This window comes from Halorientalis litorea (assembly GCF_023028225.1).
Classification (GTDB): Archaea; Halobacteriota; Halobacteria; order Halobacteriales; family Haloarculaceae; genus Halorientalis; species Halorientalis litorea.
On record NZ_CP095482.1, the window covers coordinates 360,545 to 384,636 of the forward strand.

Below are 24,092 nucleotides of genomic sequence, written 5' to 3' on the forward strand. Positions count from 1 at the left end.
AATCTTCTGTCTCCGGCCGAACCACGACACATAAGTCCGGGAAGGCCCAACTGTCAGGTAGCATATGAGGAATTTAGGACTCAAAGCGCGAATGGCCGTCGTCGGGTCGATACTGTTCGCGTTCTACACCGTCGGAATCGGGTTCTTCTACCTCACGTTCGGAGCCCCGATTCCGCTGCTGGTGGGACTGAGCGTGGTCTTCGTTCTCTTCCAGTACAAGTTGAGCAAGTGGTTCACCCTCCGGTCGCTCAAGGGACAGGAGTTGCCCGAAGAAAAGTACCCGGAGATACACCGCTTCGTCGAGCGTACCAGCAGGGAGATGGGCATCGAGAAGCCCACGCTGTACCTCGTGGAGATGGGCGTCCCCAACGCCTTCGCGCTGGGACGCCAGGGGAACGGGACCGTCGCGGTGTCGCGGGAACTACTCCAGATGCTCGACCGTGACGAGGTGGAGGGCGTCGTCGCCCACGAACTCGCACACCTGCAGAACCGCGACTCTATCGTCATGCAACTTGGACAGGGCGTCGCCTCCGTCGTCGGGTTCGCGGCCTACTTCGCGGTCCTCATGTCGGGCGACAACGACCTAGTAAACGTCTTTCTCGGCCTCATCGTGAGCAACATCGCACAGATGCTCGTGATGGTGTTCGTGTTCGCTATCTCGCGTCACCGCGAGTACGTCGCCGACGAGGACGCCGCCGAGGTCCTTGGTCGTGGTGACCCGCTGGCACGGGCACTCGAGAAGATATCCCGCGGCGCACAGCGGCGTGACCCTACCGACGAGGCGAAAGAAGTCAGCGCGCTCTGTATCTTCGGCACGGGCGGGAGTCTTCTCTCGACACACCCGCCGACCGAGAAGCGAATCGAGCGCCTCCGACGGTACTGATGGTGGGAACGCGGGAACTCCTCGCTGTGGTGCTTGGCGTCGGTGTCGGCCTCTTTTTCGTGGCCTTCCCTGACGCTGTCGTCCGCATCCAAACCGCCGGACGGGTTCCCAGCGACAGAGGCGGCGAGTACGGCGAGGACGGCGACACCCCGCAGACTTACCGCGTGCTGGTCCGTGGTGTCGGCGCGCTCACGATACTAGTGGGACTGTACATCGGTGCGGGAGCGTTCGGCGTCCTCTAAGCGGACTCGGCGGGCACGAGGTCACCGGCCTTCGCACGCGACCGTTCGACGACGGCGGGGCGGGCCTCGAACTCGATTATCACTTCGTCGCCGTAATCGACCGTCTCGACGACGGCGTGGTCGTGAATCCACGAGACTAAACTCATCGTGTCGTCGGTCATCGGGAGGACGAGTCGTTCGTGCTCGAACGGCGGGAGTTCGCGGTCCACACGGGTCTCGAGTGTGTCGACGTTCAGTCCCGCCTTCGCGCTCACGGCGACGGGGTTCGGTGCGAGCGCGGAGATGGCCTCGCGCTTGCGCTCCAGTTCCGCCTCGTCGACCTGGTCTATCTTGTTCAGGACGGTGACGATGGGTGCCTCGTTGCGCTCGGAGAGCGTGTCGTGGGCGGTGACGAGTTTCTCGCGGATGTCTTCGACCGGTTCGCTCACGTCAACCACCAGCAAGACCAAGTCCGCGCGGTAGACGGCGTCGAGCGTGGACTTGAACGACTCGACCAGCCAGTGTGGCAGGTCGGAGATGAACCCGACGGTGTCGGTGACCAGCACGTCCCGACGACCCATCTCGGCCCGGCGCGTCGTCGTGCCGAGCGTGGTGAACAGGCGGTTCTCGCTCTCGGCCGTCGTGTCGATGTCGGGGTGCCGGTCCGCGTTCTCGTCGACGTCCAAGTCCGCCGCCAATTGCCGGAGGAGCGTCGATTTCCCGGCGTTCGTGTACCCCGCGAGTGCCACGAGGTCGAACCCGGACTCGCGGCGTTGTTCGCGACGGTGCTGTTCGGTCTGCTCGATGTCTTCGAGTTCGTCGCGGATGCGGGCAATCCGCGATTTGATGTCCTGCTCGCGGCTCTCGTCGTACTCCCCGAGACCCATGAACCCCGGCCGCTCGTCGCGTTTCGCGAGGCTGGCCTTGGCCTCGGCACGCGGCAGTTCGTAGCGCAGTTCCGCCAGTTCGACCTGTAGCTGTGCCTTCCGGGTCTGTGCCCGCTGGCCGAATATCTCCAAGATGAGGCGGAAGCGGTCGAGCAACCGCACGCCGTCGGGGAGTTCGTTCCCGAGGTTGTAGGTCTGGTAGGGACCCAACTGGTTGTCGAAGACGACGACTGCGGCGTCTTCGGCGGCGACGGTGGCCGCCAGCGTCTCGGCTTTCCCCTCACCGATGTGCATGGCCGGGTCTTCGGTCCGGGTCTGGGTGACTTCGCCCACGACATCGTACCCGGCGGCCCGGGAGAGGTCACGTATCTCCGCTGTATCCGCCGTCCCCGAATCCACCCGCTTGACGACGACGGCACGGTCTGTCTGAGAGTCGTTTGCCGTCACTTACACCCCCGTAGGATACCTGCATATTTAAAAATCGGGTCGAGCGGAGGGACACAAGAGCCTTATTCTAGCGTGGACAGGGGGCCGATGTGACATGGTTGACATAGGTTTACAGCAGGTCGGACTGGAGATCGGTGGTGGTGCCCTCATCGGGGGTATCATCGGCTTCGCAGCGAAGAAAATCGCGAAGCTCATCGCCATCATCGTCGGCCTCGAACTGGCTCTGTTCAAGTTTCTGGAGACGAGGGGTATCCTCTCGGTGAACTGGGAGGCCATCTCCGGTGCGGCGGGGAACTCGACCTCGACGGCCACGTCTGCTCAACCGCCGGGATGGCTCACCAGCCTCCTCTCGGCACTCCCGGTGAGTGCTGGCTTCGCTGGCGGCTTTCTCGTCGGCTTCAAAAAAGGATAACCGGCGGACCGGTTAGGAGCGCGGAACCGGCGGTGTCGAACCGGGCGAACCGGCCGAGGTACCGTCTGCGGACTGTTGCGGTTTTGGCCGCTTGTCACCGCTGACGAGGAAGTCGGCGATGTTGCCGACCAGCACTTCGTTGTCGGCCGTTCGGTAGTTCTCCGGCGTCAGGAACGACGAGTCGCCCATCACGACGACGTCGTCGTTCCGTGCGGCGACGGTGTAGGTATCCGTCTCGCGCGTCGAGGAGAGAGCCGTCCCCTCGACTGCGGACAGGGCAACCGTCGCGTCCGACCCGGCGGTCACCGCCGTCGACTGCCGGAGGACGACACGGTCGACGCCGTCAGTCAACTCGCTCGCGTTCGGTGGCGTCGCGTAGACGCTCTTGAAGTTGTTGGCGTTGTCCTCCATGTTGAACAGGTAGGGTGTCCCAACGTCCATCCCAAACTGCGAGGCGAGGCCGGTGAGTTGGCTCTGGACCTGCTGGACGGAGATGCCGAGCAGTCCACCGCCACCGACACCGACGCGGATGCTCTGTGGTTCCCCGAGCATGAGGACGCGACCACCGCGGTCGGCGAAGTCGGCGACGCCCGCCCGCTCGCTCGGCGTGAACGAGGACGCGGGCGAGACGACGACGTACGCGTCAGCCGGCCGGAGCGACTCGTTGAGCGAGGTGGCCGGACGACCCTGACGGGACGGCGAGCCGTGGAACCGGACCTCGTGGCCGTTCCGGACGAGGGCGTCCACGAGCGGCGCGAGGTCGGACTGTGAGTAGGCGTTGGCGTGTGCCGCGTCGATGAGAACGACCTTGCCGCTCTCCTCAGCCTCGACGGTCACCGACCCGTCTTCGGCCGATGGCGTGACGAGGTTCTGCTGTGGGTCGAACGAGCCAGTGTTGCTCACGGTCCGTTCGTCGGACCCACCGGAGGCAGTCACCAGCGGTCCGAGCGCGGCGGCGACCAACACGACGACGAGAACGACGGTGAACACCGCACCGAGGCGGTTACGGTCAGCCACGGGCGATCACCTCCTCGTCTTCGATGGCACCGTAGAGGGCGAGGAACTGTGGCGTCTGGACGTCGTTGAAGCCGAACGGCTCCTGTTGGACGACGACAGTCCGGTTGGCCCCGGACCGGTCGCCGCCGATGGCGATTGCGAACCCAGACAGCCGCTGTGGCTCTTTCTCTACGACCGCGTAGTTGTCGAGGTCCTCGTTGGCGGCCGCCTCGGCGATGGCGGTGTCGAGGTCACCGATGTCGTCGGCGACACCGTTCTGGGTCGCCCGGGCACCGAGGTAGACGCGTGCCTCGGCGAGTTCCGTCCGGTCGAGCGAGAGGTCGTCACCGCGGTGGGCGTACACCGTATTGAGGAACTCGTTTTTCAGCGTTCGCACCTGTGCGCGGGCTTGGTCGACCGTGAAGCCCGACAGTTTGTTCGGCCCCGTCGAGATGATGCTATCACTCGTCAGGTCCTGTGGCACCGACGACCGGACGCCGACACTCCCGACTTGCGAGGCGGGGTTGACGTAGATGCGGTCGGCGGGCAGCATCGCGAAGTATCCGCCGGAGGCCGCCATCTGTCCGACGGAGGCCACGAGATACTTCTGCTGTGCCGTTCGGTTGACCGCATTGTACAGCGATTCCGTGGCGGCGACGCTTCCGCCGGGGCTGTTGACTCGAAGCACGACGGCTTCGACCGATTCGTTCTGTCGCACCTCGCGGAGGTCTTCGACGACGGGATCGACCGAGTTGTCCGAGATACTCCCGTCGATGTGGACGACCGCGACGGCGGCAGGCTGTCCGCTCCCGAGACCACTCGTGAGGGCGGCGACGTACGGGGAGAGGGCAGCACCGATCAGGACGGCAGCGACTGCGACCGCCACGAACTTCCACGTGGCAGTCCCAGTCGAGTCGTTTCCTAGTGACATAACGCACGGCGAACAACTCCCGTCCCACGTAGAAATGTTGTTAAAACTTCTGGCCAGTTGTTCGGCGTTTATCCGTCACCGCGTCGAGATTTCGTCCTCGTCTTCGATGATGCGAGTCTCCGCTTCGCCGCTCGTGTGTTCGTTGACCACGTCGTAGAACTCGTTTTGCATCCCGGCCGGGAATCGGATGACGCCGACCCACGACCCGTCAGACTGCCACTCCTCGCGTTCGAGGTCACCGAACTGCCGAATCTGCGCCTGCGCGCTCCCGGCGTAGTCCGGGGGCACCTGGACGGCGACGGTCATCTCGTCGAACCGAATCGGGATGACCGGCCGCAGGAGGTCCAGTGCCTCGTCGACCTGGCTCTCGACGGGTTCCATCGGGTCGATTTTGAACCCCGCCTCCTCCAGCGCGGACTCGATTCGCTCGGGTGGGTGCGGAGCGTCGTCCATCTGCGGGTTGACGGCGTTTCGCGTGATGTGCTGGACCAACTGCTTGTGTTTCTGCTCCTGCATCTCCCGACGTTGGTCGGCGGTTATCTGTATCTCACCGCGCTCGATGACCTCCGGGATTATCTCCATCGGCTCCGTCGTCCCGAACCCCTCTTCTAGGGCACTCTCGGCCGGTCGGTCCCCCCGCGAGGCGTCCTCGAACACGTCTTCCGCGGCGATGACGTCTTCCAGTTCCCCGTCGAACTCCCCGCGTTTGATGGCCAGCGCGGCGTCCGGGTCGACAAGCACCTCGAACCGCTCACCGTGCGATTCGAGTCGGGCCGTCACCGCCTCGTCGAGCGAAATCATGTGAGCGGCTACGACTGCCTCGTATAAAAGGAGTTTCCCGCCGTCGGGACCGCACGACTCAGCGAGGGAGCCACACCGCGACGCGCCGCGCCGCCGACCGGATGGCGTCCTGCTTGTAGTAGCCGAGGACCGAGAGGAGAATCAGGAAGGCAACGAGTGCCAGTCCCTCGACGAACCGCCCGCTCCCGAGTTCGCCACCGGCGTACACCGTGAGGACGTAGGCGGGCGACCGTCCGATGACGATGGCGAGCATGAAACTCCGAAGCCGCAGGCGAGTGAGGCCGGCGAGAAAACAGATTGCGTCGTCGGGCAGTCCGGGCACGACGACGAACACGACGAGGCCGGGGAACCCGACACGCTCGACGAAGCCGTCGAAGCGAGCCACTACGTCATCCTGCAGTGTCTCCTCGACGAACCCACGGCCGTACCGCTTTGCCAGCGTGAACGCGATGGCACTGCCGAGGAAGACGCCGGCGAGGCTGTACACCGTCCCTTCGACCGGTCCGAAGAGATAGCCCCCCACGAGCGCGAGTGCTTGGCCGGGAATCGGGGCGAATATCACTTGTAGCGTTTGGACGAGCATGAAGACGAGCGGGGCGAAGATACCGAACTGGCCGATCCACAGCCGGAGTTCGGCGGGTCGGAACAGAAACGGCACGTACCGTTGCAGGGCGAAATACAGCGACACGAGAAGGGCGACACCGACGAGGACGAGGGCGGCCCACCGTCGCCGGTCCGCCGCCGACGAGAACACCCTCATGTGTCCCGCAACTACAGCCCCGAGCGGCGTTAATCCTATCCATCCAAGAGAATGTCCAGCCGACCGGGACAGACGTAGGGTCCGGTCGGCGGTCACCGAGAGGGACCGTCTTGAGCGACGCTACTCGTCGTCGTCCGCCTCGTCGGGTTCCTCGTCGGCAGTCTCGCTCGCCAGCAGGTCGAGGTCCGTCAGCAACTCCTCGACGTCCTCGTCGCCGAGGACGGTGTACTCGCGTGTCTCGGCGTCGATGGTGGCGAGGCCGACGCCCTCGGGCGTGAGGCCATCCTCCTCGACGGACGCGAGTGCCCGGAGTGCCAGCCCGACGGCCTCGTTCAGGGGGATGTCCTCGCTGTAGTTGTCTTCGAGGTAGTCCCGAACCTCGCTCCGGTTGGCACCGACGGCGAGTGCCTGCCACTCGTAGGGCGTCCCCGAGGGGTCCGTCTCGAACAGGCGCGGTTCGCCGTGCTTGTTGATGCCGCCGACGATGAGCGCGACGCCGAACGGGCGCGCACCGCCGATTTGCGTGTACTGCTGGATGTGGTCGGTGACCTCTTTGGTCAGCGTCTCGATGCCGATTGGTTCGTCGTACTGCAACCGGTTACCCTGCGCGCGGCGGCGCGAGAAGTCGATGAGTCGGCGAGCGTCGGCGACGTGACCGGCACTCGCGATGCCGATGTGGTCGTCGATTTTGTGAATTTTCTCGACGCTCGACCGCTCCATCAGCGGCGACCGAACGCGCTTGTCCACCGCGAGGACGACGCCGTCGGCGGCGCGGATGCCGATTGAAGCCGTCCCGCGCTTGACCGCTTCGCGGGCGTACTCGACCTGATAGAGGCGTCCGTCCGGGGAGAAGATGGTAATCCCTCGGTCGTACGCCTGCTGTTGTGAGCCTCCTTGCATAGTTACTCGAAATCGAGCGTCGTCGCCCCGACGAACGCCGAGTCCACCCGCACCTCGGCGCGTCCGTCCCGCACGACGGCGGGCCGTTCGGTTGCCTCGAAGGCGACGGTTCGCTGTCCCGTGACTTCCGTGGGCCGTCGTATATATTTTTCCTCACAAGCACGGACAGTCCCGCTGGTCCCGGCCACACACAGTCCGAGCGGGTCCCCGTCGACGGCGTCGACACACGCTAGCGCGGCGCGTGCCCGCTCCACCTCGTCGCGGCGCGTCCGCACGATTGCCCAGCCGGCCGGGCCGACACGCTCGAAATCCATCACGGTGAGGTCCACGTCCGCGCTCCCTGCGTCCCCGTGGAGATTCTGTGCCGCGTACCAGACGTGTCGCTGGAAGTCGTCCCGGCCGAACCCGGCCTCCGGCCACGTCTCGAACGCGACGGCGAGGTACCGCCACCGCGGCCGCAGGTGTTTCGGGAGGTGTTTCACGGGTCGACTGCCTCCGCCTGCGTGGCCACCCGTTCGGCGACCAGTACGCCGACCTGTCCGTGAACACGCTCGACGGCGGTCAGCGCGAACCCGGCGTCTGTCAACGCGTCGGCGAGCGTTCCCACCGTCGCCGGGTCGTCCACTTCGGGGCTGTAGAACGGGTCCGCAGGGTCGGGTTCCCCGAAGAACATCACGTCACCGAGGACGAACCGACGCGGTTCCAGCCCCGCAATCACGTCTATCGCCTCCCGCTTCTCTGCGTCGCTGAGATGGTGCATCGCGAAGTTCGAGGTGACAACGTCCACGTCGGCGTCCTCGGGCACCTGCGGGTCCCGGAAGCGGCCCGTCCCGAACTCGACGTTGTCGTGGCCGCCAGCCGCGGCCTTCTCGCGCGCCTGTTCGAGCATCCCTTCGCTGATGTCCCGACCGACGACCCGGCGAGCGTCCGGGGCGAGTGCGAGCGCGATAGCACCGGTCCCCGTCCCCAAATCGAGGACGGTGTCGTCCGAGTCGACGGCCGCGTGGTCGACGACGAGACTCACGCAGGCACGGTACTCCGCGCTCTGGTCGTCGTCGTACTCGCCCGCCACGTCGTCGAAGCGAGCGGCGTGGTCCTCGATGCTCTTTTTCATACACGCACAGTCGGCACCGGGACGCAAGAATCCCGCGGATGGGGACGGTGTGGCGGCCGAGTGCGGTTACTCGCCGCGGCCGTCCTCGCTGTCCCGGCCGAACGTCTCCTCGTATGTCCCCTCGCGGACGCCCGGCTCCACGAAGGCGTCGGCCCCCCGCTCGCGGTTGCGCGCCGCGAGTCGTCCCCACTCCGCGAGGCCCCGGTCGATTGCGGCCGGCGTGAACCCGACAGCCGACCCGACGGCCCGGAGTTCACGCGGCGCGCGCAACTGGAGGTGCGACCGCGGGTCCGCGCTGACCACGTAGGGCACGTCGTACTGCTCGACCAGTTCCCGGAGTTTGCGCAAGTCGCCGACGGCCCGGACGCGGGTTCCGCCCTGTTCCCGGAGGACACGGCCGAGCGCGAACTCGACGCGGACGCCGTTCTCGGCGGCGGCCTTGGCGAGGACGTGGTTGAAGTCGCCGCCATCCATCGGGTGTGTGAGCACGTCGACGGCGGGCCGTTCGACGGCGAAGCGGTTCGTCGCCTCGTCGCCGCCGTGGACACAGACCAGCGTCCGTTCCGGGCGGTAGTTGCCGACGTAGCCGCTGGCTTGGGCGGGGTCGCTGGCGCGGACCTCGACGGCGTCGACCACGTCGATGTCGTATCTCTCACCGACGGCGGTGAGGTCGGCGTCGTGGTCGCTGTCGCCGTGATTGCGGACGACGAGGCCGTCGAACCCGTAGTCGGCGGCGGTCAGCGCGTGCCGGGCGACAGTGCTCTCTCCGTCCGGCCGTGCGTGTACCGCCTCGTACATACTCGCCTGTGCTAGAGCCACGGGTTTCAGCGTTCGGATGCTACCCGGCGACGAACTCGTCGAGTGCCTCGCGGGCGTTCTCGACGGCCTTCTCTTTGGTCGCGGGATAGGCCTCGACTTTCGCCCGGAGGGTCAGCCCCTCGCCGAGTTCCGTGCGGCCCGAGAACGCCGCCTGTTTGTCGAGGCGGAGAAAGAGCGAACAGTTCTCGTCGACGCGTTCGTCGAGTTCGTCCCGCAGGTGCGCACCGTCGAGTTCGGCCACCTGCGAGAGAGCGTGGCGCATCCCGTCGGCGCGTTCGATGCGTGCCGAGAGGACGACGATGCGGTCCCCGTGGTGTCCCTCCGACGTCGTTCGCTCCACCTCGTGGTCCTCGGGGAGGAACGTGCGGAGTGCCTGCTCGACGCGCTTCTCGTCTTCCGTCGCGTAGCAGAACGCCCGGAGGTCGATGTAGTGGAAGGGGACCGACGCCATCCGTCCCTACTCGGCCGCTTCGAGCGAGTCCTCGGGGACGCCCGACTCCTGACCGTCCTCGAAGTTCACGGTGTAGGTTTCGTCCCCGAACATCGTCTCCATCACCTGCGTGATGGTCCCCTCCTCGCCGTCGTACTCGCTGTGTTCGTCGTGCAGAATGACCGTGTCGTCTTCCTCGAAACTCATACCCGACACCTACTCACGCCCGACCAAAAAGGGACTGATTCGCCCTGCCCGCGAGGCCGATTGTTCGAGGTACCCGTGTCAAAGACTTATGCCGACTACGGGCGTACAACAGGCCATGAGAACTGCCGTTCGCCTCCACCACGGCACCGGACGCATCGCTCGCTCACCGCCACCGGAGAGCGCGCGACGATGACCGCCGTCGACAATCTCTGGTACAAGGCCGACGAGGCGCGCCAGCAGGCCGAACAGACGTTCCACCGCCTCCGCGAGGCACACGACCCGACGTTCCAGTACGAGCGGACGAAGACAGTCTCCCGACACCGGTTCCGGACGCTCGCCGACCGCATCCGCGAGAACGGGCTTCCCTACGGCGCGCACACGCTGGTCTCCCGCCCGGACGGCGCGTTGCTCTTGGTCCGCCACGAGGGCGTCGACATGTGGGTCCTCCCCGGCGGCGAAGTGAACGGCGACGAGTCGCTCCGCGAGGGTGCGGCCCGAGAGTTACGGGAGGAGGCCGGTATCGACGCCGCGTACGACGGGATGGGCATCCTCGCCCGCGTGGACGTTCGGGCGGGTGACCACCACACGTGGGGTGTCCTCCCCGTCTACACCGCGCGAACCGACGGTGGCGACCCGGAGGTCCGTGACCCGGACGACGAGATTTCCGCCGCACGCTGGTTCGAGACGCTCCCCGAGGACACGCGCGACCGAGCGGAGATACGCGAGTGGCGCGACCGCGCGCTCTGACACGGACGGGTGCTTTTTTGCGGTGCGGCGACTGGGCGAAGATATGGAACAGTCACGGAGGTTCGTCGCCGTCGCGGCCGTCGTGCTGGTCGCCGTCGGCGGCGTCGCTGCGTTCGGCCCCGGCGTGCTGGAGAGTGAGTCGAACGAACCGGCGGAGACGGCACCCGAAACCGACGCGTCGCCCGCTTCGATTCCGGTCGCCTACAGTATCGACAACACGAGCGAGTGCGGACGGACCTGCCGGTTGGTCAATACCACAGTCGAGAACAACGGCACCGAGTCGCTGACGAACGTGACGCTCGGCGTCGACATCTACGCCGACGGCGACCGTGTGTGGGACGGGACCACGCCAGTCGGCACCCTCCAACCCGGCGAGGCAGTCACCAACACGACGCGCGTGGAAGTCGGCGCAGCTGACGGGCTGAAGATCCGCGGGAACGGCGGCGACGTGACCGTCGTCACGACAGTTCGGGCGGCGTCCGGCCAGCGGACCTTCGAGGACAGCGAGAACGTCGGTTAGGCTCCGTACTCCTTCCCGTCGCGCTCCCGGGCCGTCATCCGGCGGAGGGCCGCACGCGCGTTGCTCGCGTCGTACCCGAACAGGACCGACTCGCCGTACTCGCTCGCGACTTCGGCGGCGTCGAGCAGGTTGTCGATGTCCACTTCCACGGCGTACAGTTCCACGCTGTAGGGCTTCGGGAGGGCGTCGGCGAACCCGGAAGCGATAACTTCCAACCAGTAGGTCGTCGTGTAGGCCATGTCGTAGATTGGGACGACGAACTCGTCGACGTACTCGGCCAGCGCGTCGATGTCGAGTCCGGCCCGTTCGTAGATGTGTCCGGGATACGGGTCGGGATACAGCGTCAGGTAGGTGTCGCCGGGAATTCGCTCGCTGGCCGCAGCCACGAACTCGGTGATGACGTCAGCGCGCCACGCGTACCAGTCCTCGAAGTCGCTCGCCTCGAACGCCTGCTCACACCGGTCGCAGTGACAGTATTCCGCGCGCGGGAACCCAACGTCGTCCAACCGCACGTCGGGCGTCACGTCCGCGACATCCGAGACGGTCTCCAGTAGGCCCTCGCGGTAGTCCTCGTGATTGGGGCAGACGTACGCCCAGTCGAAGTACTCTCGCTCGCGGGTGGCCAACTCGCCCTCGTCGCTGATGGGGATGAGGTCGGGGTTCGCCCCGGCGGCGGCGTTGTCGCCGAAACAGGAAATCATGCTGATGCTGTCGGCCACGGGCTCGGCGGACCGCCCGGTTACGTCTTTGACCTCGTAGAACCCGCGGTCGAACTCAGACCACGCCAGTTCCTCCTCGTTGCGCGTGACGACGCCGTACATACCCACGGGTAGGCGCGAGCGTGGTTAAGACGTTGGGAAACGCCCCCGGTTGGCGCGCGATGCCCCGACAGGCCCTACTTTTTCACCGCGAGACGGTAGACGAGTACGACGGTGACCAGTGCGGCAAGGAGTTTGACTTTCCTCGACATTGCGTCCGCACAGACGCGGTGTCGGAGTATAATCTTTCCGGGGCCGTCAGTCGACCTGAATGTGGTCCGTGATGTCCTCACGGATGATGGTCTCACAGTAGTGACAGCGGACGCCGTCGTCGAGGACCTCGAAACGGGAGGCGACCGGTTCGTCCTTCGTGCTGACGCAGTTGCGGTTCGGACATTCGAGGACGCCGACGACTTCGTCAGGTCGTTCGACCCGGTGTTTCTCCGCGACATCGTACTTCCGGATGATGTTGATGGTCGCCGCGGGCGCGATGAGCGAGAGCACGTCGAGTTCGTCCTGACTGAGTTCGCGGCCCTCGACTTTCACGATGTCTTTCCGGCCGAGACGGTCGCTCGGGACGTTCATGCCGACGCTGACCTCCTCGCCCCGGGTCCCGTCGATGCCGAGGATGGCGAGGACGTTCAGTGCCTGCCCGCCCGCGATGTGGTCGATAACCGTCCCTTGCCGTATCTTGCCGACGCGGAGTTCCGGTTCCTCGGTCATGTGTGAGCCTCCAGAATCATGTCCAGCAGAGCCATCCGCACCGGGACGCCGTTGTGGGACTGCTGGAAGTAGTGTGCGTGGTCGGTCTCGTCCACGTCGGCGGCGATTTCGTCGACGCGAGGGAGCGGGTGCATCACCACGAGGTCGTCGCGCGCCGCGTCCAGCGTCTCGGCGTCGATTTGGTACTGCCCGGCCACCTCGCGGTACTCGTTCTCGTCGGGGAACCGCTCGCGCTGGATGCGCGTGACGTACAGCACGTCGAGGGTGTCGAGCACGTCGTCCAGTTCCGTGTGTTCCCGCATCGTCGCCCCCGCCTCGTGGAGGTCGTATCTGACGCTCCGCGGGAGTTTGAGGCTCTCGGGGCTGATGAAGTGTTGCTGGGCGTCGAAGTTCGTCAGGGCGTGTGCGAGCGAGTGGACCGTTCGGCCGTACTTCAGGTCGCCCATGATGCCGACGGTGAGGTCGTCAAACCCGGCCGACTCGCGAATGGTGTAGAGGTCGAGCAGGGTCTGCGTCGGGTGTTGTCCGGCCCCGTCACCGGCGTTGATGAGCGGCACGTCGACGAACTCGCTCGCCATCTTCGCCGACCCTTCGAGCGGGTGGCGCATGACGAGCGCGTCGGCGTACCCCTCGACGACCCGCACGGTGTCGGCGAGGCTCTCGCCTTTCTTGACGCTCGACTGGTCGACCGGACCCATGTCGACCACGTCGCCGCCCAGCCGTTTTATCGCCGTCGTGAAACTCATCTTCGTGCGCGTACTCGGCTCGAAAAAGAGGAGTCCGAGGAGCGTTCCGTCGTGGCGGTCCGCGACCGCATCCGGGTCCGCGGCGATGTCCGCGGCGCGGTCCAACACCGACTCGATGTCGGCCCGGGACAGTTGTTTCGCGCTGATGATGTGGTCGTGCCGCATTGGCTTGTGTCCCGCCCCCCACCCTAATCAACCTCTCGATAGTCCCGATACGAACGTACTTGAACGAACACGAACCACCCCGTCACATGCTCGCTATCGCGGGCGGCAAGGGCGGGTGCGGGAAGACGACGACGACCCACCGCCTCGCCGCCGAGTTGGCACGCCTCGGCGAGACGCCGCTGGCCGTCGACGCCGACGCGGAGATGCCGGACCTCCACCTCGTCGCGGACGTTCCGGCAGGCCCCGGACTGCCAGCGGTCACGGCCGGTGACCGCCCCCGTTCGGTCGCGCATCGGACGGCCGGGGGTGTAGACGTACTCCCCACAGACGGCATCGCCGCCGACGCCGTTCCGGCGGCACTGCGTCGCTTCCGAACTGACGAGGGACCGGTCCTCGTGGACTGCCCGGCCGGAGCGGGCCGGGACGCCACCCGACCGCTCCGCGCGGCGACGCGGACCCTGCTCGTGACGACGCCGACGCCGGCGGCACTCCGAGACACGCTCAAGACTGCCGCGATGGCACGGACAGTCGAGACCGCCCCTATAGGTGTCGTGATAGTCGACCGGTGCGGGCGGGACGCCGAGCGTTCGGACGGCCGGTCCGCCCGGTCGGCGAACGGACAGCCATCCGACGGCCGCCTGACCGACGCGGACGCGCGCCGTCTGTTCGACTGCCCGCTACTGGGTCGGGTTTCTTCGGCCACGCGAGAGCGACCCCCAGCCGCGGAGTCGGGTGACGGATACGCCACTCTTGCGAGAACTGTTCACAAGCGCAATATTTAATTCAGTACACGGGCTTGGTAACATTGCTATGGAGAACCGTCTCCGGACTGGAATCGACGTCCTCGATCGAAAGTTGAACGGGGGTATTCCGTCCGGCAGTATCGTCGCGCTCTGTGCGAACCCGGCCAGTCAAGCGGAACTGTTCCTGTACGAACTGACCGCCACACGGGGGACGCTCTACCTCTCGCTCGACCGCTCGGAGGAGGCCGTCTCCGACAGCATCGAGAACTCGCCGAGCGACACGGGCGACCCGACGGTCCGACACATCCCGGGCGAGGCACCGCTGGACAACGCCGGGAAGTTAGTCTCGGCACTCCCGGAGACGTCGAACCTCATCGTCGACCCGGTGAACGTCCTCGAAACGCAGGAACCGCCGTCGCGGTTCCGCAACTTCATGAACGACATGCAGAACCACGTGTTCAACACCGGGTCGCTGGCCGTCATGCACTGCCTCACCGGGCACGAGGTTCCGCGTCTCCGTGACGCCACGGAACACTTCGCGGACGTGGTGTTCAACCTCGACACCCGCACCGAGGGCGACGACGTGGTCAACCGCCTCTCGATTCCGAAGTTCCGCGGCGGTACGGCCCCCTCCGACGTTATCAAACTCGACTTGGACGAAGAGGTGTCCATCGACACCTCGCGGGACATCGCCTAACGACTTTTTTGCACCATCCTCGCGCTCGCCGTCGGCGAGCGCGTCGTCGGGCAAAAAACTCGGCCAAAAACCGCGGCTCGCTCCGTCGGCGCGCTCCCGCTGGTCCCGCGCCGGTAGTCACTCCCCGCGGCCGCTCGCTTCGCTCGCGGGTACCATCGGCAACAAAACCACGAACCGCAGACGGGCTTACTCGTCGGCCGCGCCTTCGATTTCTTCGACGATTTCGTCGGCGTCGACATCGGCGTCTTCGAGGGCTTCCTCGATGTCGCCGCCGCCGGCACCCATGCCGCCCATCATGCCGCCCATACCCATGCCCATGCCCGCGCCGTCGATGACCTCCTGGATGATGACGCGGTCGATGCCGAGCAGGTCGATGACCTGCTGGCAGATTTGCTGTTTCTGGAACATCCACTGCTGGTTCATGGTCAACTGCGGGTCGGCCTCGATGTAGAGGGTCTCCTTCTCGACTTCGACCGTCTCCGTCTCGGGTTCGGGCGGTTCGTCGTCGTCCGCCTCGTCCTCGTCGGACTGGACGAGTTGCTCTTCCTCGACGGTGTCGGTCTCGAACCACATCTCGAGGTCCATCTCGAGGTACATCCGGAAGAGGGCCTGTGCCCGCTCCTGTCGGTCGTCGACTTCCCCGACGACTTCGTACTCGTACTCGATGTCCTCACCGGCCAGCGGGTGGTTGAAGTCTACGCGGGCGCGGCCACCGACGATGGTCTCGATGCGGCCTTGGTCGCCGTCGATTTGGACCTGCGCGCCGGGGTAGCGGTCGTCCTCGGGAACCTTGTTCGCGGAGACGGTGCGGACCTCGTCCTCGTCGAACTCGCCGAACGCCTCGGCGGCGTCGATTTCGACGGACCCGGTCGTACCGACTTCGCCGCCGTAGATGTCCTCCTCGACGCCCTCGAAGATGAAGCCCTCACCGAGGACGAGCGTCCGTGGCTCGAAGGTACGGTCTTCTTGATCGATGCCTTCCTCTTCGGCGACATCCTCGTAGGTCGTGTCGACTATCATCCCTTCCTCGACGGTGCGGGCGGTGTAGTCGAGTTCGATGAAGTCGCCTTCCTGCAGTCCCTGTGTCTCGGCTTCGTCCTCGCTCTCGGCGACGTCATCGGCCTGTTCGGCCTCGTCGGCCTCGGCTTCGTCACTCATATCCCCACGGTCGCCGGTTGGACTCTTAAGGACAACGTTTCTCCCACGCCCGCGGACCCGTCTCCCTTTTGTCACGGGCGATAAAGTGGCGAGCATGTACGAAGTCGAGGTGAAGGTCCGTGCCGACCACGACGCGGTCCGGGACCGGCTACAGGCCCTCGATGCCACGGCCGTCGGGACGGTGACGCAAGTCGACACGTACTTCGACGCGCCACACCGCGAGTTCGCCGAAACTGACGAGGCCCTCCGCATCCGGCGCGAGGAGCGTGCCGACGGGACGGAGACGCGGCTGACGTACAAGGGGCCGCTGGTCGAGACGGCGTCGAAGACCCGCGAGGAGCGGGAGACCACCGTCGGCGACGAGGCGAAAGCCCACGCCATCTTCGAGTCACTCGGGTTCACGCCCGCCGCGACAGTCCGCAAGGAGCGCGAGCGGTTCACACACGACGGGTTCACCGTGACGCTCGACAGCGTCGACGACGTGGGCGAGTTCGTCGAAGTCGAGACCGAAGTCGACACCGAGTCCGCCGTCGAATCGCGACGTGAGGCCGCCTTCGAGGTACTCCGCGAACTCGGGTTGGACCCCGACGACCAGACCCGTACCTCGTACCTCGGGTTCCTCCTCGGACCGGGTGGTAATGCCCAAGGGTAATCTTCCGTGTCGTGTCATTTCCGGAAGTTATAGAATCCCCACTGACCTACGCATCGACAATGACAGAGCGGAACATCCGCGTCGAGCCGACCAAGCGGCTCGCCGTCGAAGACCAAGAGGTCGAAATCGTCGAGCGAAAAGGAATCGGACACCCCGACTCTATCTGTGACGGGGTCGCAGAGCGCGTCTCGGAGGCCCTCGCACAGACGTACCTCGACAGGTTCGACAAGCCCCTCCACTACAACACGGACGAGACGCAACTCGTCGCGGGGACGGCCGCGCCGGCCTTCGGCGGCGGGGAGATGCTCGAACCCATCTATCTGCTCGTCGTCGGCCGCGCGACGAAGGAGTACGAGGGCGAGCGGATTCCCGCCGAGACCATCGCGCTCGAAGCGGCCCGCGAGTACCTCAACGAGAACCTCCCGCGCCTCGACGTGGGGAAAGACGTCGTCGTCGACGTGAAACTCGGCGAGGGAAGCGGCGACCTCAAGGACGTGTTCGGCGACGAGGGTGCGGTGCCGATGGCCAACGACACCAGTTTCGGCGTCGGCCACGCCCCCCTCACCGAGACGGAGCGCATCGTCTACGAGACGGAACGCCAACTGAACACCGAGTACTCGGCCGACAACCCCGAAGTCGGGGCCGACGTGAAGGTGATGGGGAAACGCGAGGGCGACCAAATCGACGTGACCGTCGCGGCCGCGATGATAGACGAGTACGTTCCCGACATGGCCGCCTACGAGGACGCCGTCGAGGGCGTCCGCGAGTACGTCACCGACCTCGCCCGCTCACACACGGACCGCTCGGTCGAGGTCCACGTCAACACCGCCGACGACTACGAGGACGGTGCCATCTACCTGACGACGACGGGCACCTCCGCCGAGCAGGGTGACGACGGGTCGGTCGGCCGTGGCAACCGCGCCAACGGCCTCATCACGCCCAACCGCCCGATGAGCATGGAGGCGACCAGCGGCAAAAACGCCGTCAACCACATCGGCAAGATTTACAACCTCCTCTCGACGGACATCGCCGAGGCCGTCGCCGGCGAAGTCGACGGCATCCGCGAACTCCAGATTCGCCTCCTGAGCCAAATCGGCCGCCCCATCGACCAGCCACACGTCGCCGACGCCCACCTCGTCACCGAGGACGACGTTTCGGTCGCCGACATCGAAGCAGACGTGACCGCAATCGTGGACGAACGCCTCGCGGACGTGACCAGCATCACGCGGCGCGCCATCGACGGCGAACTCGACACCTTCTAAATACCTCGGGAGGCGTCTCCGCTCGTGCTGACGCGCTCCCTGCGGTCGGCGGGGTGAACGCGCCGGACCTGTAGCCGAAACCGCTATGCATCGCGGGTCTGTGGACACTCTCATGACGCAGGTCTGTCTCGTCGGGACGGAGGGGACGAACCTCCAGTACGAACTCCTCTCGCGCGAGACGGCCCGGAACGCGCTCGCCACCTACGACCTGCGGGAGCCGTTCGAGAACACGGTGGCTGTCGAGACGGTGAGCCTCGGGGCCGCCGTCGCGCTGTTGAACGACCTGAACTGGTATCTCGTTCGGTTCACCCGCGACGTGTTCGTCCGCGAGGAGAGCGTCAGCGACAGCGAGTGGCTCTCCCGTGACGTGGCGGCGGCCGTCCGGGACGACGCCATCGAACCCGAAGACACGGACCGGTTCCTGAAGATATACGGCGTCGCGGACGCCTCGGAGTCGGATGCCGTCGGTGACGTGGATGCCGACGAGACGGAAACCGAGGGCGACGACCCACCGGCACCGTCCACCGACCACCCGCCCGAACTCGTCGAACCGATGTACGTCACCCGCACGGGGCGTGACCTCCCCGAGTACGACTTGCGCGACGTGGACGACACGCTCGTCGTCCGCGTCACCGAAGACGAGTTCGGCGGCGAGAAACAGCGGTGAGCGCGTCCCGGAGCGAGCGTGGACTGGGAGAACACCCGTGAGCCTGTGGACACCGCCGGATGTCTCACTCTCGGTCGTTCGGGGCAGAGTCGGCGTAGGACTGGTAGGCGGATTCGACGACCAGAGGTGCTCGATAGTTCCGGTACTCGGCGATGGCCGTCGCGAGAATCAGAAACGCGAGCAGCCCTGCCGCCGTCGCTGTCGAATCAGTCGGGTCGATTCGGTCCCACGTGCGGTGCAACCAGAACAGGTCCGTCCACACCGACGTTCGATGCCACTGGTAGAGTTGTTGGGTGGCGATTGGACTCACCCAGTGCAAATCTGGGAGCATCGCCCAGCCACCACCAGCCAAGATGAGCGTTCGCGGAAACCGGACAGTCGGATGGAGAAAGGTGACGACGAGCGTCGTCATCCCGGCCCCGAACGCGAAGTGGCTGAGTGCCATCGACATCCCGCGTGGCTGTGCCGAGAGTCGAAATAGGGTTTTGCATTGCCAGTGAGCGTGCTCCCCGCGACAGGGTTTCGGAGACCCGTCACCGCTTGCGGGGCTGGAAGTGGGCGACTCAGCCGTCGAACATTCCGGTCGACATGTACCGCTCGCCGGAGTCCCAGAATACCGTCAGGACGAGCGGGCAGTCGGCGTACTCGCCGTCGGTCGGGTCGGGTGGCGTCTCCCCGTCCATCACGATGCCGGGTGGGACCGTCGCGCCGTCGGGTGACGGCGGGCAGTCGGCGTCGGGGTCAGCCAACCGCTCGGCGACGCGGCGGGCGACGAGGTTCGTCCCACCGCTGGACTGACCCACGAGGATGCCCTCCTCGCGGGCGAGGCGGCGACACTCGGCCTCTGCGGCCTCGACGCCGACCGTCTCGACCGAATCCAGAATGTCGGTGTCGAGGTTGTCGCTGACGAACCCCGGCCCCATCCCTTGGAAGTCGTCCGCCCCGGACTCTCCCGTCGAGAGGACGGCGTTCTCCTCGGGTTCGACGGCGACCACCTCCATCTCGGGGTACTCCTCCAGCAAGCGGCGGGCCGTTCCGGTGAGCGTCCCGCCAGTTCCGACGCCGGCGACGAACGCGTCCGGCGTCCGGTCGCCGAGTTGGTCGAGAATCTCCGGGCCTGTCGTCCGATAGTGGGCCTCGGGATTCGCGGGGTTCTCGAACTGCCGGAGTTGGACCATCCCCTCCTCGGCTTCGAGGCGGTCGGCGACTTCCCGGGCGTCGGTCATCTCGCCCTCGACGAGTTCGAGGTTCGCGCCGTAGGCGTCCATGATGTTCCGTCGCTCCTCGGATTTGGAGGCGGGCATGACGATGGTGATGTCGTAGCCCTTCGCCGCCGCGACGAGAGCGAGGCCGATGCCGGTGTTGCCCGAGGTGGGTTCGACGAGGTGGTCGCCGGGTTCGATGACGCCCTCGCGCTCGGCGGCTTCGACCATCGCCAGCGCGGGGCGGTCCTTGGCCGACCCGCCGGGGTTCTTCGACTCGACTTTGGCCGCCACCGTCGCGCCGGGCGGTGACTTCACCTGTACGAGTGGCGACCCGACGGTTTCGAGGATGCTGCCGTTCATTGCCGGCGGCTACGCTGGCCCGGTACAAGTGCCCACTGCAGGCGGCAGTGGGTGCCGCCGCCGGTGACGCGCGCGAGCGGACCCGTTAAGCCGCTGGCTCGACTACCGGTGAGCATGAGCGAACACGGACGGCTCAAGACGATGGAACCGGACCCGGTGTGGGACGCCGAATCCTACGAAGAGACTGTCGACACCCTCGCCGCCCTCGGTGACGACGTGGTGTTCAAGGTGTGGGGCGGCGACTGGTGTACGGACTGTCGGGCGCAGTTGCCGGCGTTCGGTGCCGCGCTCGCCGCCGCCGACGTTCCCGACGAACGCGTCGAGCACTACCCGACCGAGAAGGAGGACGACGGCTCGAAGACCGGCCCAGAAGTGGAGGCCTACGACATCGAGCGGATTCCGACCGTGGTCGTGGAGCGCGTTGCGGAGGGCGAATCGGGCGGCGAGGAACTCGCCCGCTACGTCGAGGACGCGGACGTTCCCGTCGCCGTCTACCTCGCACAGCGACTCGCCGAACTCGACGCCGAGGCCTGAGTCACTCGGGCGCGTCGCCGTCGAACCACGCGAGCGCGTCCGCCACGTCGTGACGCGGCGGCGAACACGCGAACGACCGGCAGGCGTACACCGTCGGTTCGCCGTCGCGCCGGTCCCTGTCGGCCCAAATCGGCGGTTCCTCCTCGATTCCCAGCGCGTCGAGCCACGACTCCAAGCCCTCGGCCGTTGGCGGCCGGACAGAGAGGAGGCGGGCGGGCACGTACGCGTCGGCGAGTTCCTCGCGCCACGCCGTCGGGAGGCTGTCGGCGGCGACGGTCAGTTCGCGGCTCCCGGCGGCGTACCGGTCGGCCGCGAGGACGAGCGAGGCGTGTTGAAGCGGGTCCGACTCGACGCTCCCGCCGTGTGTTTCCAGCACGCGCTCGACCATATCGGCGAAGCCTGCCCGCGGGACGAAGTGGTCGAGTGCGAGCAGTACCTCGGCGGCCACGCCGGCACTCGACGGCGTGGACTGGTCGGTGAGTTCCTGCGGCCGCGCGACCAGTTCCTCGCCGTCTACGGGCGTGAAGTACAACGTCCCCGCGTCGTCGTCCCAGAAGTCGGACTCGATAGCCCGCGCGAGCGAGAGCGCGAACGCGAGGTGGTCGACATCGCCGGTCACCTGATACAGGTCGAACGCGCCGCGGGCGAGGAACGCGTAGTCTTCGAGGTAGCCGTCGATTTTCACCGTCCCGTCCGTGTACCGGCGCGAGAGGCGTCCCTCGTCGTCGTTCCAGAGGTGGTCGCGGACGAACGAGAGCGCGTCCGCCGCAGTGTCGGCGAGGGCGTCGTCGCCGAGGACCAGCGCGCCCTCCGCGAAGGCGGACACCATCAGCCCGTTCCACCCAGCGAGAACTTTCTCGTCGCGCGCCGGGCGCGTCCGCTCGCTCCGGGCCGCGAAGACCTGTTCGCGGGCATCTTCGAGTCGCTCCTCGACCTCGCGCTCGTCCATCTCGTACGCCTCGGCGAGGTCGGACACGTCGGTTGCGGCGGTGAGGACGTTCGACCCCTCGAAGTTGCCGGGTGTCGTGACGCCGAAGCGGTCACAGAAGAGGTCGGCGTCCGTCTCGTCCGTGACGGCCGCCCGAACCTCGTCTGGCGTCCAGACGTAGAACGTCCCCTCCTCGCCGTCGCTCTGGGCGTCGAGCGTGCTGAAGAAGCCGCCGTCCGCGTGGGTGAGTTCGCGCTCGACGAACGCGAACGTCTCGCGGGCGACGCGAGCGTACCGCTCCCGGCCGGTGACCTGGTATCCCGCGAGCATCGCGCGTGGTATCTCGGCGTTGTCGTAGAGCATCTTCTCGAAGTGAGGGACGACCCACTCGCGGTCCGTGCAGTAGCGGTGGAACCCGCCGCCGACGTGGTCGTAGAGACCGCCCAGTGCCATCGCCTCCAGCGTCTCGCGGGCCACGTCGAGGTACTCGTCGCGGCCGGTGCGTGCGTGGGCACGCAGGAGAACGTGGACCCGGCCCGCCTGCGGAAACTTCGGGCCGCGCCCCCAGCCACCGTGTTCGCGGTCCGCTCCTCGGAGGGCGGCCGCCGCCGCGTCGTCGAGCGCGCCCTCGTCGGGGGCGTCGCCGGGGTCTGGCGTCGTTTCGAGTTCGCCGCGGACGGCGTCGGTCCACTTTTCGGCACGTTCCTCGACGCCCTCGCGGTCCTCGACCCAACTCTCGTGGATGTCTTCGAGGAGTTCCCCGAAGCCCGGCATCCCGCGTTTCGGTTCGTTCGGGAAGTACGTCCCGACGAAGAAGGGCTCACCGTCGGGCGTCAAGAACACCGAGAGAGGCCACCCGCCACCCCGACCGGTCATCTGCCCGATAGTCTGGTACACGCTGTCGAGGTCCGGCCGTTCCTCCCGGTCGACCTTTATCGGGACGAAGTCCTCGTTGAGTGTCTCGGCGATGGCCTCGTCCTCGAACGACTCCTCTTCCATCACGTGACACCAGTGGCAGGCCGAGTAGCCGATGGAGAGGAAGATGGGTACGTCCCGCTCGCGCGCGGCGGCGAGGGCGTCGTCGTCCCACGGTTGCCAGTTGACGGGGTTGTCCGCGTGCTGACGGAGATACGGGCTCTCCTCGTCGTCGAGACGGTTGCGGTCTGTGGAGGCCGCGGCGTCGCTCATGCGATTGGCAATGATGTCCACAGACAAAGACCCGTCGTCGGGGACCCCGTCCCCGGCACCGACCTACAGGCCGAGGAACGATTTTATCTTGGCGAACAGGCCACCGCTCGACTCGTCGGCGTCGTCCGGGTCGGCGTTCGTCGCCATCCCGGTCTCCGGGTCCGTCTCGACGCTCGGCCCGGTCTCCGCCGCTGGGTCGCTCGCCGCCGACGGGGAGGCCGTCGCTTCGTCGTCGGACGTTGCATCGGCCGCCCCCGTCTCCGTGGACGGTGGCGTCTCTGCGCCCGCTTCCGAGCCGGCAGTATCCGTACGCTCGGCCGTGTCGACGCTCCCGGCCGAGTCAGTGCTGCCAGCCACGTCGGCACGCTCGGCCGTGTCGGCATCCTCGGCCACGTCGCTCTCCGGTGTCACGTCGCCGGCCGAGTCCGCGTCCGCCGGCCCCGGGTCCGGGGCTGGCTCCGTGTCGGTGGCCGACTCGGCGGTTGTGGCCGGGTCTGATGCCGTCGTCTGCTCGTCGCCAGCGTCCGAGTCCGTTGGCACCGTCTGGTCTTCGCCGGCGTCCGAGTCGGTGACCGACGGCGTGTCCTCGGGCGTCGCCGGGTCCGCGCGCTCCGGGCCGTCCGACTCGGGGACACCGGGGGGCGGTGAGTCGGGACCCGCCTCCGACGCCGGCGATTCCGCATCCGGTTCCGCGTCTGCTTCGGGCCGCGACGCCTCGGCCGTCGGGTCCGTGTCGGCTGTTTCCGCCGCGGAGCCGGCCGGGTCCGCCTCGGTGGCGGGGCCAGCGTCCGGTTCGTGCTCTGTGGCCGGCGTCTCCGATTCGGGCGTTTCTGGTTCGGCCGTCTCTGGTTCTTGCTCGGTTTCGGCCGTCTCCGATTCGGGTGTCGACGCCGTCTCCGTCGGGTCCGTCGCAGAGGCCGACACCTCGGGTTCGTCAGCAGGTCCCCCTGTCTCCGCCGGGCCATCCTGCGGTTCGGCTGCCGAGTCTGCGGGTGTGTCGGCGGCCGTGTCCGCGTCCGCCGACCCCTCTGCCGGGGACTCGTCGACGAACTCGCGCGCAGCGTCGTCGCCAGCCGTGTCCCGTTCCGGGGGGTCACCGGGTGATGTTTCGATACGGTCCATCTCCTCGAACCACGTCTGGTCGGTCAGGTCGTCGCGTTCGGGAGTCGTCGGGGACTCCGTCGTCTCGTCCTCACCGAACCAGTCGGGGCGGTCGTCTACAGGTGCCATT

At 66.7% G+C, this 24,092-nt stretch carries 30 protein-coding genes; 11 read left to right on the forward strand and 19 right to left on the reverse strand.

What is annotated here, in order from left to right:
- Nucleotides 1-64: 64 nt before the first annotated feature.
- Both MUG95_RS02015 and MUG95_RS02020 read left to right on the forward strand, forming a co-directional pair.
- Nucleotides 65-883, forward strand: coding sequence for a M48 family metallopeptidase (locus MUG95_RS02015; protein ID WP_247009402.1), 819 nt, complete (start codon nucleotides 65-67; stop codon nucleotides 881-883).
- Nucleotides 883-1,125, forward strand: coding sequence for a DUF6199 family natural product biosynthesis protein (locus MUG95_RS02020; protein WP_247009403.1), 243 nt, complete (start codon nucleotides 883-885; stop codon nucleotides 1,123-1,125). Before MUG95_RS02015 ends, MUG95_RS02020 begins: the two co-directional genes overlap by 1 nt.
- Here the strand turns inward: MUG95_RS02020 and hflX are convergent.
- Nucleotides 1,122-2,438 carry a GTPase HflX gene (hflX, locus tag MUG95_RS02025; RefSeq protein WP_247009404.1) on the reverse strand — a complete coding sequence of 439 codons (1,317 nt, stop codon included), beginning with the start codon at nucleotides 2,436-2,438 and terminating at the stop codon, nucleotides 1,122-1,124. The two genes, MUG95_RS02020 and hflX, sit on opposite strands and share 4 nt — an antisense overlap.
- 94 nt (nucleotides 2,439-2,532) lie before the next feature.
- Between hflX and MUG95_RS02030 the strand changes: the two genes are divergently transcribed.
- Complete coding sequence (locus MUG95_RS02030) at nucleotides 2,533-2,850, forward strand: FUN14 domain-containing protein (protein WP_247009405.1); 318 nt, start codon at nucleotides 2,533-2,535, stop codon at nucleotides 2,848-2,850.
- A gap of 12 nt (nucleotides 2,851-2,862) precedes the next feature.
- On the opposite strand, the gene MUG95_RS02035 is transcribed toward MUG95_RS02030, so the two are convergent.
- The 10 genes from MUG95_RS02035 to MUG95_RS02080 form a co-directional block, all read right to left on the reverse strand.
- Complete coding sequence (locus MUG95_RS02035) at nucleotides 2,863-3,867, reverse strand: DUF4350 domain-containing protein (protein WP_247009406.1); 1,005 nt, start codon at nucleotides 3,865-3,867, stop codon at nucleotides 2,863-2,865.
- Nucleotides 3,860-4,777 (reverse strand): S49 family peptidase, encoded by a 918-nt coding sequence (locus MUG95_RS02040; protein WP_247009407.1) that lies wholly within the window; start codon nucleotides 4,775-4,777, stop codon nucleotides 3,860-3,862. Before MUG95_RS02040 ends, MUG95_RS02035 begins: the two co-directional genes overlap by 8 nt.
- 75 nt (nucleotides 4,778-4,852) lie before the next feature.
- Nucleotides 4,853-5,578 carry a ribosome assembly factor SBDS gene (locus tag MUG95_RS02045; protein ID WP_247009408.1) on the reverse strand — a complete coding sequence of 242 codons (726 nt, stop codon included), beginning with the start codon at nucleotides 5,576-5,578 and terminating at the stop codon, nucleotides 4,853-4,855.
- A 58-nt stretch (nucleotides 5,579-5,636) separates the two neighbouring features.
- A complete protein-coding gene (locus MUG95_RS02050) occupies nucleotides 5,637-6,338 on the reverse strand; it encodes a TVP38/TMEM64 family protein (RefSeq protein ID WP_247009409.1) in 702 nt (233 codons plus the stop codon).
- A gap of 120 nt (nucleotides 6,339-6,458) precedes the next feature.
- Complete coding sequence (gene psmA / locus MUG95_RS02055) at nucleotides 6,459-7,238, reverse strand: archaeal proteasome endopeptidase complex subunit alpha (RefSeq protein ID WP_247009410.1); 780 nt, start codon at nucleotides 7,236-7,238, stop codon at nucleotides 6,459-6,461.
- A 2-nt stretch (nucleotides 7,239-7,240) separates the two neighbouring features.
- Nucleotides 7,241-7,720: an Rpp14/Pop5 family protein gene (locus MUG95_RS02060; protein ID WP_247009411.1), complete on the reverse strand. Its 480-nt coding sequence runs from the start codon at nucleotides 7,718-7,720 to the stop codon at nucleotides 7,241-7,243.
- Nucleotides 7,717-8,352, reverse strand: a complete 636-nt coding sequence (locus MUG95_RS02065; RefSeq protein WP_247009412.1) for a class I SAM-dependent methyltransferase — start codon at nucleotides 8,350-8,352, stop codon at nucleotides 7,717-7,719. Before MUG95_RS02065 ends, MUG95_RS02060 begins: the two co-directional genes overlap by 4 nt.
- 66 nt (nucleotides 8,353-8,418) lie before the next feature.
- Nucleotides 8,419-9,150, reverse strand: coding sequence for an RNase P subunit p30 family protein (locus tag MUG95_RS02070; RefSeq protein WP_247009413.1), 732 nt, complete (start codon nucleotides 9,148-9,150; stop codon nucleotides 8,419-8,421).
- Nucleotides 9,151-9,190: 40 nt separating this feature from the next.
- Entirely contained in the window at nucleotides 9,191-9,622 is a 432-nt protein-coding gene (locus MUG95_RS02075) for an RNA-binding protein (protein ID WP_247009415.1), read from the reverse strand.
- Nucleotides 9,623-9,628: 6 nt separating this feature from the next.
- Nucleotides 9,629-9,808 carry a DUF1918 domain-containing protein gene (locus MUG95_RS02080; protein ID WP_247009416.1) on the reverse strand — a complete coding sequence of 60 codons (180 nt, stop codon included), beginning with the start codon at nucleotides 9,806-9,808 and terminating at the stop codon, nucleotides 9,629-9,631.
- 189 nt (nucleotides 9,809-9,997) lie between these two features.
- On the opposite strand from MUG95_RS02080, the gene MUG95_RS02085 reads away from it, so the two are divergent.
- Nucleotides 9,998-10,555: an NUDIX hydrolase gene (locus MUG95_RS02085; RefSeq protein WP_247009417.1), complete on the forward strand. Its 558-nt coding sequence runs from the start codon at nucleotides 9,998-10,000 to the stop codon at nucleotides 10,553-10,555.
- 43 nt (nucleotides 10,556-10,598) lie between these two features.
- Nucleotides 10,599-11,075, forward strand: a complete 477-nt coding sequence (locus MUG95_RS02090; RefSeq protein ID WP_247009418.1) for an FxLYD domain-containing protein — start codon at nucleotides 10,599-10,601, stop codon at nucleotides 11,073-11,075.
- On the opposite strand, the gene MUG95_RS02095 is transcribed toward MUG95_RS02090, so the two are convergent.
- The 3 genes from MUG95_RS02095 to pyrB all read right to left on the reverse strand — a co-directional run bounded on the left by MUG95_RS02095 (nucleotide 11,072) and on the right by pyrB (nucleotide 13,467).
- Nucleotides 11,072-11,896 carry a hypothetical protein gene (locus MUG95_RS02095; RefSeq protein ID WP_247009419.1) on the reverse strand — a complete coding sequence of 275 codons (825 nt, stop codon included), beginning with the start codon at nucleotides 11,894-11,896 and terminating at the stop codon, nucleotides 11,072-11,074. The genes MUG95_RS02090 and MUG95_RS02095 overlap by 4 nt on opposite strands.
- Before the next feature lie 195 nt (nucleotides 11,897-12,091).
- Complete coding sequence (gene pyrI / locus MUG95_RS02100; protein ID WP_247009420.1) at nucleotides 12,092-12,556, reverse strand: aspartate carbamoyltransferase regulatory subunit; 465 nt, start codon at nucleotides 12,554-12,556, stop codon at nucleotides 12,092-12,094.
- Entirely contained in the window at nucleotides 12,553-13,467 is a 915-nt protein-coding gene (gene pyrB, locus MUG95_RS02105; protein ID WP_247009421.1) for an aspartate carbamoyltransferase, read from the reverse strand. The genes pyrI and pyrB overlap by 4 nt, the downstream gene beginning before the upstream one ends.
- Before the next feature lie 86 nt (nucleotides 13,468-13,553).
- Between pyrB and MUG95_RS02110 the strand changes: the two genes are divergently transcribed.
- The gene (locus MUG95_RS02110) at nucleotides 13,554-14,249 is read left to right on the forward strand and encodes a MinD/ParA family ATP-binding protein (RefSeq protein WP_247009422.1); all 696 of its coding nucleotides are present in this window, start codon (nucleotides 13,554-13,556) and stop codon (nucleotides 14,247-14,249) included.
- Nucleotides 14,250-14,277: 28 nt separating this feature from the next.
- Nucleotides 14,278-14,907: an RAD55 family ATPase gene (locus MUG95_RS02115; RefSeq protein ID WP_247009423.1), complete on the forward strand. Its 630-nt coding sequence runs from the start codon at nucleotides 14,278-14,280 to the stop codon at nucleotides 14,905-14,907.
- Nucleotides 14,908-15,093: 186 nt separating this feature from the next.
- Here the strand turns inward: MUG95_RS02115 and MUG95_RS02120 are convergent, their stop codons facing one another.
- Entirely contained in the window at nucleotides 15,094-16,065 is a 972-nt protein-coding gene (locus MUG95_RS02120) for an FKBP-type peptidyl-prolyl cis-trans isomerase (RefSeq protein ID WP_247009424.1), read from the reverse strand.
- A 94-nt stretch (nucleotides 16,066-16,159) separates the two neighbouring features.
- Here MUG95_RS02120 and cyaB point away from each other — a divergent pair, with 94 nt between their 5' ends.
- From cyaB to MUG95_RS02135, 3 genes are all read left to right on the forward strand, one after another.
- Nucleotides 16,160-16,717: a class IV adenylate cyclase gene (cyaB, locus tag MUG95_RS02125; protein ID WP_247009425.1), complete on the forward strand. Its 558-nt coding sequence runs from the start codon at nucleotides 16,160-16,162 to the stop codon at nucleotides 16,715-16,717.
- Between the two features lie 59 nt (nucleotides 16,718-16,776).
- Nucleotides 16,777-17,979, forward strand: coding sequence for a methionine adenosyltransferase (locus MUG95_RS02130; RefSeq protein ID WP_247009426.1), 1,203 nt, complete (start codon nucleotides 16,777-16,779; stop codon nucleotides 17,977-17,979).
- Nucleotides 17,980-18,091: 112 nt separating this feature from the next.
- On the forward strand, nucleotides 18,092-18,646 hold the full coding sequence (locus MUG95_RS02135) for a DUF5804 family protein (RefSeq protein WP_247009427.1): 555 nt from the start codon (nucleotides 18,092-18,094) through the stop codon (nucleotides 18,644-18,646).
- 64 nt (nucleotides 18,647-18,710) lie between these two features.
- Here the strand turns inward: MUG95_RS02135 and MUG95_RS02140 are convergent, their stop codons facing one another.
- Together MUG95_RS02140 and MUG95_RS02145 are read right to left on the reverse strand one after the other, a co-directional pair.
- Nucleotides 18,711-19,091 (reverse strand): hypothetical protein, encoded by a 381-nt coding sequence (locus MUG95_RS02140; RefSeq protein WP_247009428.1) that lies wholly within the window; start codon nucleotides 19,089-19,091, stop codon nucleotides 18,711-18,713.
- Nucleotides 19,092-19,209: 118 nt separating this feature from the next.
- A complete protein-coding gene (locus tag MUG95_RS02145) occupies nucleotides 19,210-20,211 on the reverse strand; it encodes a PLP-dependent cysteine synthase family protein (RefSeq protein ID WP_247009429.1) in 1,002 nt (333 codons plus the stop codon).
- A 114-nt stretch (nucleotides 20,212-20,325) separates the two neighbouring features.
- Between MUG95_RS02145 and MUG95_RS02150 the strand changes: the two genes are divergently transcribed.
- Nucleotides 20,326-20,745, forward strand: a complete 420-nt coding sequence (locus tag MUG95_RS02150; RefSeq protein WP_247009430.1) for a thioredoxin — start codon at nucleotides 20,326-20,328, stop codon at nucleotides 20,743-20,745.
- A 1-nt stretch (nucleotide 20,746) separates the two neighbouring features.
- Here the strand turns inward: MUG95_RS02150 and MUG95_RS02155 are convergent, their stop codons facing one another.
- Both MUG95_RS02155 and MUG95_RS02160 read right to left on the reverse strand, forming a co-directional pair.
- Entirely contained in the window at nucleotides 20,747-22,861 is a 2,115-nt protein-coding gene (locus MUG95_RS02155; RefSeq protein WP_247009431.1) for a thioredoxin domain-containing protein, read from the reverse strand.
- Between the two features lie 63 nt (nucleotides 22,862-22,924).
- A complete protein-coding gene (locus MUG95_RS02160; protein WP_247009432.1) occupies nucleotides 22,925-24,091 on the reverse strand; it encodes a hypothetical protein in 1,167 nt (388 codons plus the stop codon).
- Nucleotide 24,092 lies beyond the last annotated feature (1 nt).

Bases quoted from the DNA above. Each gene is read 5' to 3' on its own strand.
- MUG95_RS02015 (WP_247009402.1), top strand. From the start codon at position 65: ATGAGGAATTTAGGACTCAAAGCGCGAATGGCCGTCGTCGGGTCGATA.
- MUG95_RS02020 (WP_247009403.1), top strand. From the start codon at position 883: ATGGTGGGAACGCGGGAACTCCTCGCTGTGGTGCTTGGCGTCGGTGTC.
- MUG95_RS02030 (WP_247009405.1), top strand. From the start codon at position 2,533: ATGGTTGACATAGGTTTACAGCAGGTCGGACTGGAGATCGGTGGTGGT.
- MUG95_RS02040 (WP_247009407.1), bottom strand. From the start codon at position 4,777: ATGTCACTAGGAAACGACTCGACTGGGACTGCCACGTGGAAGTTCGTG.
- MUG95_RS02045 (WP_247009408.1), bottom strand. From the start codon at position 5,578: ATGATTTCGCTCGACGAGGCGGTGACGGCCCGACTCGAATCGCACGGT.
- MUG95_RS02050 (WP_247009409.1), bottom strand. From the start codon at position 6,338: ATGAGGGTGTTCTCGTCGGCGGCGGACCGGCGACGGTGGGCCGCCCTC.
- psmA (WP_247009410.1), bottom strand. From the start codon at position 7,238: ATGCAAGGAGGCTCACAACAGCAGGCGTACGACCGAGGGATTACCATC.
- MUG95_RS02065 (WP_247009412.1), bottom strand. From the start codon at position 8,352: ATGAAAAAGAGCATCGAGGACCACGCCGCTCGCTTCGACGACGTGGCG.
- MUG95_RS02070 (WP_247009413.1), bottom strand. From the start codon at position 9,150: ATGTACGAGGCGGTACACGCACGGCCGGACGGAGAGAGCACTGTCGCC.
- MUG95_RS02075 (WP_247009415.1), bottom strand. From the start codon at position 9,622: ATGGCGTCGGTCCCCTTCCACTACATCGACCTCCGGGCGTTCTGCTAC.
- MUG95_RS02080 (WP_247009416.1), bottom strand. From the start codon at position 9,808: ATGAGTTTCGAGGAAGACGACACGGTCATTCTGCACGACGAACACAGC.
- MUG95_RS02085 (WP_247009417.1), top strand. From the start codon at position 9,998: ATGACCGCCGTCGACAATCTCTGGTACAAGGCCGACGAGGCGCGCCAG.
- MUG95_RS02090 (WP_247009418.1), top strand. From the start codon at position 10,599: ATGGAACAGTCACGGAGGTTCGTCGCCGTCGCGGCCGTCGTGCTGGTC.
- MUG95_RS02095 (WP_247009419.1), bottom strand. From the start codon at position 11,896: ATGTACGGCGTCGTCACGCGCAACGAGGAGGAACTGGCGTGGTCTGAG.
- pyrI (WP_247009420.1), bottom strand. From the start codon at position 12,556: ATGACCGAGGAACCGGAACTCCGCGTCGGCAAGATACGGCAAGGGACG.
- pyrB (WP_247009421.1), bottom strand. From the start codon at position 13,467: ATGCGGCACGACCACATCATCAGCGCGAAACAACTGTCCCGGGCCGAC.
- MUG95_RS02110 (WP_247009422.1), top strand. From the start codon at position 13,554: ATGCTCGCTATCGCGGGCGGCAAGGGCGGGTGCGGGAAGACGACGACG.
- MUG95_RS02115 (WP_247009423.1), top strand. From the start codon at position 14,278: ATGGAGAACCGTCTCCGGACTGGAATCGACGTCCTCGATCGAAAGTTG.
- MUG95_RS02120 (WP_247009424.1), bottom strand. From the start codon at position 16,065: ATGAGTGACGAAGCCGAGGCCGACGAGGCCGAACAGGCCGATGACGTC.
- cyaB (WP_247009425.1), top strand. From the start codon at position 16,160: ATGTACGAAGTCGAGGTGAAGGTCCGTGCCGACCACGACGCGGTCCGG.
- MUG95_RS02130 (WP_247009426.1), top strand. From the start codon at position 16,777: ATGACAGAGCGGAACATCCGCGTCGAGCCGACCAAGCGGCTCGCCGTC.
- MUG95_RS02135 (WP_247009427.1), top strand. From the start codon at position 18,092: ATGACGCAGGTCTGTCTCGTCGGGACGGAGGGGACGAACCTCCAGTAC.
- MUG95_RS02140 (WP_247009428.1), bottom strand. From the start codon at position 19,091: ATGGCACTCAGCCACTTCGCGTTCGGGGCCGGGATGACGACGCTCGTC.
- MUG95_RS02145 (WP_247009429.1), bottom strand. From the start codon at position 20,211: ATGAACGGCAGCATCCTCGAAACCGTCGGGTCGCCACTCGTACAGGTG.
- MUG95_RS02150 (WP_247009430.1), top strand. From the start codon at position 20,326: ATGAGCGAACACGGACGGCTCAAGACGATGGAACCGGACCCGGTGTGG.
- MUG95_RS02155 (WP_247009431.1), bottom strand. From the start codon at position 22,861: ATGAGCGACGCCGCGGCCTCCACAGACCGCAACCGTCTCGACGACGAG.
- MUG95_RS02160 (WP_247009432.1), bottom strand. From the start codon at position 24,091: ATGGCACCTGTAGACGACCGCCCCGACTGGTTCGGTGAGGACGAGACG.